At 67.1% G+C, this 12,983-nt stretch carries 14 protein-coding genes; 10 read left to right on the top strand and 4 right to left on the bottom strand.

Annotation, left to right across the window (positions count from 1 at the left end):
• The 4 genes from EJK91_RS03460 to EJK91_RS03475 form a co-directional block, all read left to right on the top strand.
• A partial coding sequence (locus EJK91_RS03460) for an IS3 family transposase (RefSeq protein WP_164517872.1) occupies window positions 1–217 on the top strand: 217 nt, incomplete at its 5' end.
• 192 nt (window positions 218–409) lie between these two features.
• Window positions 410–643, top strand: a complete 234-nt coding sequence (locus tag EJK91_RS03465) for a type II toxin-antitoxin system Phd/YefM family antitoxin (RefSeq protein WP_125078261.1) — start codon at window positions 410–412, stop codon at window positions 641–643.
• Window positions 640–1,029 (top strand): type II toxin-antitoxin system VapC family toxin, encoded by a 390-nt coding sequence (locus EJK91_RS03470; protein WP_046300798.1) that lies wholly within the window; start codon window positions 640–642, stop codon window positions 1,027–1,029. The genes EJK91_RS03465 and EJK91_RS03470 overlap by 4 nt, the downstream gene beginning before the upstream one ends.
• Before the next feature lie 142 nt (window positions 1,030–1,171).
• Complete coding sequence (locus EJK91_RS03475; RefSeq protein ID WP_046189044.1) at window positions 1,172–2,062, top strand: alpha/beta fold hydrolase; 891 nt, start codon at window positions 1,172–1,174, stop codon at window positions 2,060–2,062.
• A 25-nt stretch (window positions 2,063–2,087) separates the two neighbouring features.
• Here the strand turns inward: EJK91_RS03475 and EJK91_RS03480 are convergent, their stop codons facing one another.
• From EJK91_RS03480 to EJK91_RS03495, 4 genes are all read right to left on the bottom strand, one after another.
• Entirely contained in the window at window positions 2,088–3,116 is a 1,029-nt protein-coding gene (locus EJK91_RS03480) for a CobW family GTP-binding protein (RefSeq protein ID WP_046300797.1), read from the bottom strand.
• Window positions 3,117–3,175: 59 nt separating this feature from the next.
• A complete protein-coding gene (locus tag EJK91_RS03485) occupies window positions 3,176–4,693 on the bottom strand; it encodes a serine hydrolase domain-containing protein (RefSeq protein ID WP_241178613.1) in 1,518 nt (505 codons plus the stop codon).
• Window positions 4,694–4,736: 43 nt separating this feature from the next.
• Window positions 4,737–5,705: a PE-PPE domain-containing protein gene (locus EJK91_RS03490; RefSeq protein WP_125078262.1), complete on the bottom strand. Its 969-nt coding sequence runs from the start codon at window positions 5,703–5,705 to the stop codon at window positions 4,737–4,739.
• 120 nt (window positions 5,706–5,825) lie between these two features.
• A complete protein-coding gene (locus EJK91_RS03495; RefSeq protein WP_046300795.1) occupies window positions 5,826–6,518 on the bottom strand; it encodes a TetR/AcrR family transcriptional regulator in 693 nt (230 codons plus the stop codon).
• Between the two features lie 111 nt (window positions 6,519–6,629).
• Here EJK91_RS03495 and EJK91_RS03500 point away from each other — a divergent pair, with 111 nt between their 5' ends.
• From EJK91_RS03500 to EJK91_RS03525, 6 genes are all read left to right on the top strand, one after another.
• Window positions 6,630–7,772 carry a VOC family protein gene (locus EJK91_RS03500; RefSeq protein WP_046300794.1) on the top strand — a complete coding sequence of 381 codons (1,143 nt, stop codon included), beginning with the start codon at window positions 6,630–6,632 and terminating at the stop codon, window positions 7,770–7,772.
• A complete protein-coding gene (locus EJK91_RS03505; RefSeq protein ID WP_125078263.1) occupies window positions 7,769–8,707 on the top strand; it encodes a fumarylacetoacetate hydrolase family protein in 939 nt (312 codons plus the stop codon). The genes EJK91_RS03500 and EJK91_RS03505 overlap by 4 nt, the downstream gene beginning before the upstream one ends.
• A 13-nt stretch (window positions 8,708–8,720) precedes the next feature.
• Window positions 8,721–10,277, top strand: a complete 1,557-nt coding sequence (gene mhpA, locus EJK91_RS03510) for a bifunctional 3-(3-hydroxy-phenyl)propionate/3-hydroxycinnamic acid hydroxylase MhpA (protein WP_125078264.1) — start codon at window positions 8,721–8,723, stop codon at window positions 10,275–10,277.
• Window positions 10,278–10,289: 12 nt separating this feature from the next.
• Window positions 10,290–11,477 (top strand): cytochrome P450, encoded by a 1,188-nt coding sequence (locus EJK91_RS03515; protein WP_444850793.1) that lies wholly within the window; start codon window positions 10,290–10,292, stop codon window positions 11,475–11,477.
• Between the two features lie 121 nt (window positions 11,478–11,598).
• On the top strand, window positions 11,599–12,582 hold the full coding sequence (locus EJK91_RS03520) for a PE-PPE domain-containing protein (protein WP_024443069.1): 984 nt from the start codon (window positions 11,599–11,601) through the stop codon (window positions 12,580–12,582).
• 63 nt (window positions 12,583–12,645) lie between these two features.
• Window positions 12,646–12,978 carry an ArsR/SmtB family transcription factor gene (locus tag EJK91_RS03525; RefSeq protein WP_036458234.1) on the top strand — a complete coding sequence of 111 codons (333 nt, stop codon included), beginning with the start codon at window positions 12,646–12,648 and terminating at the stop codon, window positions 12,976–12,978.
• Window positions 12,979–12,983 lie beyond the last annotated feature (5 nt).

A 12,983-nucleotide genomic window follows, 5' to 3' on the forward strand; every position in this document is an offset into this window, starting at 1 on the left:
CGCCGGCGACAACGCCGCCATGGAGTCGTTCTTCAGCTTGCTGCAGAAGAACGTCCTGGACCGGCACCGCTGGGCCACCCGCGAAGACCTACGGATCGCGATTGTCACCTGGATCGAACGCACCTACCACCGTCGCCGGCGCCAGATCGCCCTGGGCCGGTTGACCCCGATCGAATACGAGACGATCATGACCACACCGGCCAGTCAGGCCGCGTGACCGAAACTGTCACCTATCCGTGCAGCAGACCCGACCAGTGCGCCCGTGATGGGTCTCGATCGACGCACAAGGGAGAAATCCCCGGGCGGATCTTGGGCCGGAACTGCTCGACTCGCGTTCGCCGTGGACCAGTTCAGGGAATCCCGCTAGTGACGCTAGCGCGACGCGCCTAACGCAGATACGATGTCTCCGATGGAGGCCATCAGTAGCACGGACGCGAAGAACCAGCTCAACCGGCTTTTGAATGACGTCAAAGCCGGCGCGTCGTTCACCATCACCAGCCACGGCCAACCCGTCGCGCGGCTCGTACCTATCAGCGCTGTACCGCGCAGATTTGGCCAGGTACCCAGCCTGGTTGTACCAAGCGACTTCGATGACGCACTGCCGGAAGCGGAGCTCGCGGCCTGGGAAGATGCCGAGGCGTGAACGTCCTGCTCGATACCCATACTCTGCTGTGGCTGGTCAGCAAGCCTTCGAACGTAGACGCCGACACGCTCGCGATTTTGAGCGATCCGGGAACGTCGGTGTGGGTCACTGCTGCCTCGGCATGGGAGATCGCGACCAAGACCAGGCTGGGCCGCCTCGACGGCGGAGCTCTGCTGTCGACCTGGACCGACATCATGGCCGACATGAGCAGCACGGAACTAGCGATTGACTCCGCTGACGCGATCCTCGCCGGGCGACTTCCTTGGGAACACCGCGACCCGTTCGACCGCATCATCGTCGCCCAAGCGTTACGCCGCAATCTGACCATCGCCACCCGCGATACCAAGATCATCGATTCGGCGATCACACCAACCCTCAAGGCCTGAACCAGAACCAGCTCGATGGTGGCTCCAGGCCGCATCATCTCGCTAACCTCGATATGTGCCGGAGCCAACGAACCCCCCGCCCGCGCGAGAGGGCCTTCGCCCAGATCGAACCAGTTCCGACGGCGACGGTTCCCCCAGCCCGATCGTTCTCGACGTGGAGGGCTCCGGTGTCCAACCGCCGGTCACCCCTCGGGTGCGGCGGCTGTTCTGGCTACTGGAGCGATTCGCGCCCGCCATCGGATCGCGGTGGGCGGTCGAACTGTGGTGCACTCCACCGGTCCTTGAGTCTAGCCTGCGCATGCCGCCCGGCGTCCCTCCTGGTCAGCCGCTGGAAGCGCACTGGGACGGCCACCGGGTCGCGGGCGAATCCTGGGGCGAGGGGCCGCCGGTCTACCTTGTGCACGGCTGGGGCGGGCGGCGCCCGCACCTCGGCATGTTCATCAAACCCCTGGTCGAATCCGGGCACCGCGTTATCGCCTTCGACCTGCCCAGCCACAACGAGTCAGACCCGGGCGTCCTGGCGCCCGGTCGCACCACAGCCATCGAGTGCGCCGAAGCGGTGGCAGCCATGATCCGGACACATGGGCCGGCCCGCGCGGTAGTCGCCCACTCCCTCGGGTGTAACGCGACCGCATTCGCGGCGTCGTGGGGCGCGACGGTCGGGAGGTTGGTGTTTCTCGCGCCGATGGGCGAGTTCCCGATCTACCTGGATCTGTTCGCCGCGCGCCACAACTTCGGCCGGCGGATACGCGCCGGTCTACATCGACGCCTGGAACGCCGTATCGGCATGCCGCTTGAGGACACCAATATGGTCCGGATCGCCGAGAACACCGATTACCCGCCGCTGCTGCTCATCCACGACCCCGATGACCCCGACACCCCCTATGTGACGAGCGAGAAGGTCGTCGCGTCCTGGCCAGGCGCACGCCTGATGACGACGGCGGGCCTCGGCCGGCTGGCACATTTCCGAATCTTGCGGCACCGACCGGCGATTCGCGCAGGAATCGAATTCATCGGTCCCGCATCGGAGTGAACAGCGCCTGACAGTAAGGCCACCCCTAAATGCTGTAGCGCCGCAACCGCTGCAACCGCCGCATGCCCGCGGCGGCCACTTTCTCGCCGGCGGGCCGCAGAGCTTCCTCGAGCCGCCCCCGAACCTCCGAGGTGTCCAGGTGCGTGCCAATCGCGACGAGGTGGCTGGCCCCGGAACTGGCAGGCGCGGTCACCACGTGCACCGACGTGCCGACGACGTTGACCAGGTAATGACGTTTGCCGATCGCGACTGTGCCCTTGATCCGGTAGACGCCCTGCGGCGGCTGCTCGAGCAGGTCGATGAGTGGCCCCGGGTCAACGGCGCCGTCGCCGACGACGGTGACCGAAGCGGCATGCACGTGGTCGTGGTGCTCGCCGGGAGCGTCGGCAGGCTCGTCGAGGAGCAGCTCCCGAAACGACATCTGCCCGGACTCGCCGCCGTCGCTGATGTCATAGAGCAACCGGGGATCCACGCGTCCGGCCATCGCACCCACCACGTGAGCGTGGGGATTGAGTTCGCGCACACGGGCTTCAACCCGAGCAAGGGCCTCTTCGCGGGCGTCTTCGGCGATCCGATCCAGCTTGTTGACCACGACCAGGGAGGCCACGCCGTAGCGCTGCGGCGGGGCCGACTCGGTATCGACTGTGTCGAAGTGTTCCGCTGCGTCGATGACGTCGACGACACCGCCGTGGCGTATCCGCTCCACCCCGCTGAACCGAATCACCCGCGAGACGTCCGCGGGCTCGGCCACCCCGCTCGCCTCGATAATGATCGCGTCGAGCGCCAGCTTCGGGTCGGCGAGCTTCTCCAGCGCCTCGTCCAGCCCGCCCTCGTCCGGCAGGTGGCAGATGCACCCACCGGCGATCGACACCGGCTCGTCAACCTGGCCCGTAACCAGGCCGGCATCCACGTTCAGTTCGCCGAAGTCGTTGATAATGACTCCGATTCGTGCGCCCGGCGCCCGCAGCACATGGTTGAGCAGCGTGGTCTTGCCCGCCCCGAGATACCCCGTCAGCGCGATGACGGGGATAGCGGGAGCGTTGCGATCGGCCACCCGGCCATTATTGCCAGGTGCGCGCGGCCGGGTGTGACCACGGGGGAGGAGTTGGCCCGTCAGCTGCCGTACAGCTGCAGCGCCCGGCCGGTCACGGTGGCCACGTCGCCGCTGAGCCCTGCGATGGGCGGACCGCCGCGCTGATGGATCACGTTGGCGAGCACGATCACGTAGGTGTCCGAACCCGGGTCGATCCACAGCGTCACTCCGGTGAACCCGGTGTGCCCGAAGCTGCCGATCGGAAAGATCATGCCGCGCGGCCGGGAGTGCGGCGTATCGATATCCCAGCCGAGGCCGCGGAGATCCTGTCCGTTGATCGCCGGATAGTTCGCGGCGAGCAGCGGATCGGCCCGGTTGGGTGTCGCTGCATTCGTCTGTTGTGCAGCGGCGTTCGCGGCCACCAGCTGGGTGGCGTTGTGGCCGGGTTGCTGGGGCGTGGTCATCAATTCCAGGGTGGATTGCCGCAACGGAAACGGGCTCGGGCGCCCGGCGAGCCGATCAAGCAGGGCCTGGGCGTACCTGCCGATATCGGAGGCGGTCGAGAACACTCCGGCGCTGCCGGCCACCCCTCCCATGCGGCGTGCGGTCGGGTCGTTCACCGTGCCGCGCAGCAGTTGATCGAAGTCGGGGTTGATCCCGGGGGTGTCTTCGTCATGCGCCGTCGGCGCGATGCGGGCCAGCAGGTCGGTGCGCCAGCTGCCTACCGGGCAGTCGTCGTCCCGGGATGTCTCTGGTTCCAATGCGATGGCGGTACCGCGGATCTGGTGTGGGCCACAGGCTTTGGCGGCGGGCAGGTAGCGGGTGTCGGTCATGCCCAGCGGCGCGAAGACGTTGTCCTGCACGTAGGTGTCCAACGGTTGGCCGGTCATCGTCTCGACCAGAACGCCCAGGATGATGAAGCCGATGTCCGAGTAGTGGAATAGCTCGCCGGGGCCGAACTCCAGCGGTGCGGTCAGCGCCCGATGAACACCGCCGGCCTTGTCGGCCTCGGTCAGGCCCCATGGGCCCTGGTGGCTCAGATCGCCCCCGATGCCCGAGGTGTGGGTGAGCAACATGCGCAACGTCACCTGGGCGCGTCGCGGGTCGTTGGCCTCGTTGAACTCCGGCAGGTAGGTCTGGATGGGTTCGTCGATTCCGACCCGGCCCTGTTCGTGCAACTGCAGGACTGCGACGGTCGTCGCGAGGCACTTCGTCAACGACGCGATGTCGAAGATGGTGTCCTCAGTCATCGGCTCGGCGGGCGCGGGCAAGCCGTCCAGAGCGGGTTCGTCTGCGAGCCGGCGCGCGCCGAACGCCTGGCTGAAGGCGATCGTGCCGGCGTGCCCGATCCGGACTACCGCGCCCGGCAGCCGGGGAACCGCGATCGCGTCGTTCAGCAGGGCAGAGATCGGCGCGACCAACTCCTCCCGGGGCAGGTGCGGCGCATCCTCACGAGGTTGGGCGGGTGCTGCGGTGGAGGGGGTGGCGGCCGGTAGCGACGGAGGCAGCGGGTGGCCGCACGACGGCGCGGCGGCAAGCACGAGCGCGACGCTTCCCACGGTGCAGGCCCGGGTGATGCGCGTTCGCGACTGTGGCACAGCATCGACGGTAACCAGCTGCCACGAGGGCGACGAGGGCCGGTTAGACCTCCGTCGGGAACCAGTAGTCGAGGGTCTGCTCCACTCCGCCCCAGTCGATGCCCAGCCAGTCACCAAAGAAGTCTTCGATGTTGCCGAAGGCGCTGTAGAACGACGCCACCAGCGAGTAGAAGATGCCCTCCCACCAGCCGCTGTCCACCAGCCCGTGCGCCCAGGCGTTGAGCCAGGCGCCGAACTGATCGAAGTCGCCGGAGATTCCGACGTTGGTGATCAGACCGTCGGTGGTGACGCTCTGGTCGGCGACCTGATCCGGGGTCAGCCCCAGATACATCATGTGCTCCCACAACAGGCCGAGGGCCGACGGCGACGAGGCGTCGGCCACCGGGTCGCCGGGCACCGAATAGACGGTGGTGGTGAACGCGTTGTTGGGTGTCAGGAAGCCGTTCAACAACCCGTCCACCGATGACGGATCCGCTTCTCGTTCGGACCACGCGCCGCCCTCTCCGGCCGGGTTGCCGATGAACACGAAGTGCAGGGCGTCGGGATCGACACCGTCGTGGGCCAACTGGGCCATCGCGATGGAACCGGCCGTGGCGCCCTGCGAGTAGCCGAAGATCCAGAGCGGATTGTCGGCGTTGTAGGCATCCGGGTTGGCCTGGAGTTCGGCCTGCACCGCCCGAACGATCTCGGCGGCACCGACGAAGCTGCTGTGGCCCTGCTGAATCAGCGCCGGGGTGGACAGCACGCGCAGCGGGGCGTCACATATACCGACGCCCACCACGCAGGAGTCCAAGTCGTCACCGCCGTCGAAACCCAGGGGCTGCAGGAACAGGTCAGCGGCGGTTTGGGCGAAGCTCGGCGAGGGCGTCGACAGGGTCGTGGGGCCCACGAAGAACGCGGTGCCCGACAGCAGGCTGACGTCGATGTGCGCGGCGTGGGTCACCGGGGCGGCCAGCACCCCTCCGGCCACGGTTCCGGCGATCGCGATCGGGGCGAAGACCTTGGTCAGCATCAGTGGGCGTCCTTCCGCAACGGGCCACCCCGCAGCTAAAAATCACACGAGTAAATCCAAAGGTGAACCTGAGGGCGATCATCGCAGGGCTCCCAAGCGGAGTCAATGGCTGCGCTGTGGTCAGTGTCGTGGCCCAGCCGCAGGTGAATCGCGCAGCGGTGACATATCGGGCAGCGGCCTGCTGCAGATCTGGTGGGCTTCCTCGGGGCTCATGCCGAAGGTGGTCAACAGGTGTTCGGTGGCCGCATCGACGGTGGCTTCGGGATCGCGGTCGGGCCGTTGGCTCAGCAGCGTCCCCAGTCCGACGAACACGCCCCCGGCCAGGGCCAGTCCCAATTCGGGGTCCGACAGCGTGAACCGGCCCTGCTCGATCGCCGTGGTGATATCGCGCAACGCCCGCGGCGACAGGCCGCGGTCGGACAGGATCATCGTGGAGCTGTTGGCCAGCAGCAGCGCGGCCTCCTGGGGGCGCAGCCGAAACAGTCGGCCGCTGAGGCGGTAGTTGGCGGCGAAGGCCTCGGCCGGGTCTGCGATATCGGAGGTGAAGGTGTCGAGCAGGGCCCCGATGCTGTCGAGCGCGTCGGTCACCGCGGCCGCGAACAGCTCTTCTTTGCTGTCGAAATGGTTGTAAAAGGAGCCCATGCCGACGTCGGCGGCCTGGGTGATCTCCAGGACGGGCACGGCGAGCCTGCCGTCTGCGATAAAGCCTTGAGCTGCGCGGATCAACGCGGTACGGGTCCGCAGTTTGCGTCGTTCGAGCCGGTTGGCCGGACCAGCCTCGGGCTGGTCACCGTTGCGCTCGGCCACATCCATGCCTGCAGATTATCAGCCAACTCAGTTCTGAGGAATTCGTCAAAACATTTGACTGAAGCTTTGGTCGTATGTGACGATTTCGTCAGTTGATCCGGAAGGCGGTGGCGCGACGTGCCGAAGACGGGCGAGCCGTGGGCCGACGGCCATAAAGAGCTGCACAGCGAGCAGGGCTCGGTTCGCGGCGAGCATCCCGGTCGCGCCCGCGACCCGCTCATCCGGGTGGTCGACATCGCCTGGCTGGAATTCGACAAGCCGGACCTGGCCCGCGCCGAGGCGTTCGCCCGGGCCTTCGGGTTCGGCATCGCCCACCGCGACCCCGCACAGGTGCAGCTGCGCGGCACCAGTCCCGGCGCGCCCTGCGTATTCGTGCGCCGCGGGCCGCACACGCGCTTCGCCGGGTATGCACTGCGCGCCGCCGACGAAGCCGACGTCGCGCGGCTGGCTGACAAGACCGGTGCTCCGCTGCGGCAGCTGCCGGAATCCATCGGTGGCGTCGCGGTACAGCTGACCGACCCCAGCGGCACCGCCGTCAAGGTGGTGGCCGGCATGCACGTCCTCCCGGCTCAGCCCAGCCAAGATCCGCCGCTCGCCAACATCGGGAGCACCCAGAGGCGGATCAACGCCGGAGTGCGTCCGCTGCGTGTTCCTGCCCGGGTGCAGCGCCTGGGCCACATCGTCTTGCAGTCCACTACCTATCTGCGGACGCTGAACTGGTACCTGGAGACGCTGGGCATGATCGTCAGTGACTTCCAGTTCTTCCCGGGGCAGCGTGAGCGCGGGCCGGCCATGAGCTTCATCCGCTGCGACCGCGGCACCATCCCCGCCGACCACCACACCCTGGCCCTGGCGCTGGGTCCGGAGAATCGCTACGTGCACTCGGCCTATGAAGTCGCCGACCTGGACGCGCTGGCCGCCGGCGGCGAATACCTGCGTGAGCGAGGCTATTTCCGGTCCTGGGGGATCGGCCGCCACATCCAGGGCAGCCAGATCTTCGACTACTGGCGCGACCCCGACGGGTTTCTGGTCGAGCACTACGCCGACGGCGACGTCTTCGACAACACCGTGGAACCGGGCTGGGCGCCCTTCACCGCATCCGGACTTGCCCAATGGGGGCCACCGGCCACCAAAGACTTTCTCGATGCGAGTCCCCGGGCGGCAGGCCGCCAGGCGACCGCCATGCTCACCGCCCTACGGCACGACAACGAATTCGACCTCAACCGCCTCATCGGCCTGCTGAAAGTAGCTGTCTCATGACCATTTCCGTCCTGCGTACCTCCGAGGCCTGGTGGGTGCAGACCCCTACGGGTGCTGCCAAGATCGCCACCACGGCCACAACCACCGCCGAGCTGCTCGCCGACCGGCCCGCCATCGACGCGGCCGCAGCATCCGGCGGCACCGTCGCGGTCGACGAACTGCAGCTGCTGGCGCCGGTGACGGCACCGTGCCGTGTGGTGGCCCAGATGACCAACTTCGAGTCGCACGTCACCGACGCGGGCATGGACCCCAAGACGGTGCCACTGACGTTCTTCCGGAAATCCTCTGCCTCACTGACCGATCCCTACGGTGAGATCGTGCGTCCGTCGCACGTGACACTGCTGGACTACGAGGTCGAGATCGGTCTGGTGATCGGCCGCGACATCCCAGTCGGAATCCAGATCACCGATGCCAACCTGGCCGACTACGTGGCCGGGCTGGTCATCACCAACGACGTCTCCGCGCGCGACATCCAGCTGCCGCAGACCCAGTTCTACGAAGCCAAGTCGTACCCGACCTTCACACCCGTGGGGCCGGCACTGGTCCTCGTCGACGCCGCCGAGCTGGCGCGCTTCGGTGACCTGCGCCTGCGGTTGAGCGTCAACGGTGACCAGCGCCAGAACGGATTGGTCGAAGGCGACATGCTGTACCGCCCCCTGCAGGCCCTGCAGTCGCTGACGCGCTTCCAAGACCTGGCCACCGGAGACCTCATCTTGACCGGCACCCCGGTGGGCACCGCGCTCAGTGCACCCCCCAAGCCGATCGAGATCATCGGCAACCTGCTGCCCCCGGAGGTCAAGTGGAAGGCCTTCTTCGCCCGGCAGGCCAAGAACCCCAAGTACCTGCAGCACGGTGATGTCGTCGAGGCCACCATCGCCACCGACGACGGCGCCATCGACCTGGGGGCGCAGCGTCTGACGGTGCGGCACACATGATCTGCGGGTTGCGATGACGCCGGCCGAACACGTCGCGGTTGCGGTGGTCGGCGGCGGGCCTACCGGAGTCACCGCCGCCACGCTGCTGGCGCAGTACGGCATAGACACACTGGTGCTCGACCGATGGCCACAGGTCTACCCACAGCCCCGGGCCGTGCATCTGGACGACGAGGTCTACCGCATCCTGGCGCGCCTGGGTGTCGCGGACGCCTTCGCCGCGATCACCCGCCCGGCCAAAGGGCTGCGGCTGGTGGATCGTCAGCAGACGGTGCTGGCCGAGTTCAGCCGGGACACCTCACTGACCCGCAACGGATTTCCGGCGGCGAACATGTTCGACCAGCCCGAGCTCGAAGAGTTACTGCGCCAGAACCTCACCCGTTTCCCCGCCGCCCGGCTGCGCGGCGACACCGAGGTTCTGGCCGTCACCGAAGGCGCCGACGGTGTCGAGCTGCGGGTCCGCGATCGGGTGACGGGCGGTGAGTCCCGGATCACCGCCGACTACGTGCTGGGCTGCGACGGCGCCAACAGCACCGTGCGCTCGGCGATCGGCTCGACCATGCGCAGCCTGCGATTCGACCAACGCTGGCTGGTGATCGATATCGGCTGCACTCGGGACCTGCGCCAGTGGGAAGGGGTGCACCAGGTCTGTGACAGCCAGCGCGCCGGCACGTACATGCGGATCGGCCCGAACAGATATCGCTGGGAATTCGCTCTGGCGGAACAGGAGTCAGTCGACGACTACAGCACATTGGCCGCGTTGCGCCCGTTGATCGCGCCGTGGACTCGCGACGTCGCCGACGCGGATCTGCAGCTGCTGCGCGTCACCGAGTACACCTTCCGCGCCCAGATCGCCGACCGCTGGAGATCCGGGCGGGTGTTCCTGCTGGGTGACGCCGCCCACCTGACCCCACCGTTCATCGGGCAGGGGATGGGTGCCGGACTGCGCGACGCCATGAACCTGTCCTGGAAGATCGCCGGCCACCTGCGTGCGGGACTGCCCGCGAGCGTGTTGGACAGCTACGAACCCGAACGCTCCCGCCACACCCGGCAGATGATCTCGCTGGCGCTCAACGTCGGCCGTGCCATGACCGCCGGCGGGGAGCTCGGCTCACTGTTGCGGCGACTGGTGGTACCCCGGGTGCACCTGTTGCCCGGACTGCGGGACAAGATCACCGACTCGGCGACCCCGCCGCTGCGAGGCTCGGGCATGGTGCGAAGGACCGCGCGCACCCGCCGCCTGGCCGGGCGGCTGTGCCCCAATCCAGTCCTTGCCTGCGGGAGTCGCCTTGACGAGGAACTTGGGCGAGGTTTCGGTGTGGTGAGCACCCAGGCGCTGACCGCCGAGCAGCGGCGCCTGGCCGACGCCCGGGGAGCGCGGACGGTGTTCGCCGCACCGGGCACCGAGCTGGCCCGCTGGCTGGATCACCACCGCGTGACTGCCGCGGTGGTACGGCCCGACGGAACCGTCATGGTCGCCGGCCGGGACCTCAGCGCGCTGTGCCGGGACCTGCCGAGCTTCGTGTTCGACTCGCCGCCGCAGACGTCCGCGACAGCGGGGCGCCATGACTAGGAGTCGACTGTGCTGACCCGCCCCCGGGGCCTGCCGGTGTACCGGCGCAACATCTACCGCCGGTCGGCGATCCTGGACCCCTACCCGCACTACCGGGCGCTGCGCGAGCTGGGCCCGGTGGTCTGGCTGGCGTGTCACCGGCTCTATGCCGTACCTCGGTATGTCCAGTGCAAGGCCGTCCTGCGCAACGACACCCTCTACCTGTCGGGCCACGGCGTCGCCGCCAACGCTCCCACCAACCGCTTCTCCAGGGGCACCACCCTTAACAGCGACGGCGCCGAGCATGACCGGCGCCGCAAACTCGTCGCCCACCAGATGATGCCCCGCGCCTTGCGTGCTCTCAGTGACAGCGTCGATCAGCGGGCGCAGAGGCTCGTCGAGGACGCGGTGAGACGCGGCAGTATCGACGCGGTCACCGATCTGGCCACCGCCCTGCCGCTCGCGTTGGTTCCCGATCTGGTGGGCTGGCCCACCGACCAACGCGAACATCTGCTCGATTGGGCCGCAGCTACCTTCGATGTGCTCGGGCCGCTTAACTGGCAAGGCGCCAAGGCGATTCCACGCAGCCTGCAGATGCTGCGCTTCGCACGCCGCATCGCTCGCAGCCGTGACGTGCTGCCGGGCAGCATGGCCGCCCACCTGCTCAGCGCGGTAGATGACGGTATCCTGAGCTTTGACGAGGTGCCGCCACTGCTCGTCGACTACATCGCACCGTCGCTGGACACCACAATCAGCGCCATCTCCAGTGCGGTCCACCTCCTGGCTACCCATCCTGACCAGTGGGCGCTGCTCAAAGCGGACCCGTCGTTGATCCCCCATGCGCTCAACGAGATAGTGCGCTTCGAATCACCGTTGCGGGCCTTCACCCGGAAAGTAGCCAGAAGTCACGAGATCGCCGACGTGACGATCCCGGCAGGTGCCCGGGTACTGGTGATGTACGCGTCGGCCAACCGCGATGAACGCGAATGGCGAAGCCCTGACGTCTTTGACATTCGGAACGACGCGGGCCGGCACGTCGGGTTCGGCAATGGCGCGCATGCGTGTGCCGGCCAAGGCCTTGCCCGGATGGAGGCCACGGCCCTGCTCAAGGCCCTGATCGACCAGGTCGACCGCATCGAGGCGACCGGCGAGCCGACTTGGGCGGTCAACAACATCATTCGTCGTCATCAGCATCTGCCGGTACGGCTCCTGCCGGCCTGAGGTGCCTCGCCTACCCGGTTCGCGCGCTGCGCGTTGACGGCCAGGCGCGATGCTGCCATGATCGCCGCGGCTGTCTTTCATGTTTTTATGAGGATTTACCTAGGTGTCTCAGGGAGCGCGGATGGACCCCAAGAAAGCTCTGGCGCCGCTTGCTGCCGCAAGCGTGATCGCGGCCGGTGTCGTCGGAACCCCGGTCGTCCAAACGGCGCACGCGCGCCAAGTAGCCCTGCTGGCGGACACCGCGATCTTCGTGGGCGGGACCATGTTGACCACGCCGTCGGCGCAGTTCGCCCACACCGCGGCCGATCTGTTCCTGCGGCCGCTGGGCTTCGACGTCGGCGACGACGCGAGCGTGTGCGTGATCGGCTCCGCCGGCTGCGATTCTGCGCTTCAGGTGCTGACCACCCCGCAACTCATCCTGCAGGGGCACAGCAGTTTCGCCGGGGCGGCACTGATCGTCCAGGCCGTGGAGGCCGAATTTGCCGCCAACCCCGGCGCCTACGACGAAGAGCACCCGCTGTGGGTCTTCGGCTACTCGCAGGGCGCCACCGCCGGCTCGATCGCGATGGCCCAATTGGCCCATAACGATGTCATCCCGTCGGGGGCGTTGCACTTCGTTTTCATCGGTGATCCGTCCAGTACGACCGGCGTGTGGTCGGATCCCTCCGGCGCCACCAACACCTCCGACCTGTACCCACTGCTGAACGGCTTCCATACCCCCAACGACGCCTTCACCACCACGATCTACGAGTTCCCCGGTGACCCCGTTGCCGACTACGCGTCGAACTCCATGCTCGGCTTGCTCTGGGAGCACGTCATGTACTTGGGCCTAACGCCGGAAGAGGTCGCCAACCACACCTTCAGCACCGACGGGTTGATCACCAACATCGACCTCTCCGGTGATATCGACGAGTTCAGCACCTGGATCAGTGCGCTGACAAGCGGCGGCTTGATCGAAAGTGGTGTGTTCGTAGGACTGTTCAACTCGATCGTGGAGATGATCTACAACGCTTTCGGCAAGATCGAGGAGTTCTTCACCGACTGGATGGGCATCGACTGGGGAGGTGTCGAGGAGACTCTCGACTACTGGTTCCCGTTGGTCTGATCCGATCCCGGCTTCGCCGGCTCCCCTTGACAATCTACAACCAATCGGTTGTACGATTATCGGGTGATCACGCTCGACGACGACCGGGTGGACGCCCTGTTCCACGCACTTGCCGACCGCACTCGGCGTGACATCATGCGCCGGGTGCTGGCCGGAGAGCACTCGGTCTCCGACCTCGCGGTGAAGTACCAGATGAGTTTCGCCGCGGTGCAGAAGCACGTCGCCGTGTTGGAGAAGTCCGGCCTGCTCACCAAGCGCCGCAGCGGCCGCGAGCAGTTGGCCCGCGGTGACGTCGCCGCGGTGCGGTCGGTGGCGGCCATGCTCACCGAGTTGGAACAGGTTTGGCGTGGTCGCATCGCCCGTATCGACGAACTCATCTCGTCCGAGGAGACCTAGGAGGT

The sequence above is a fragment of the Mycobacterium sp. P7213 genome, from assembly GCF_900604305.1.
Lineage (GTDB): Bacteria > Actinomycetota > Actinomycetes > Mycobacteriales > Mycobacteriaceae > Mycobacterium.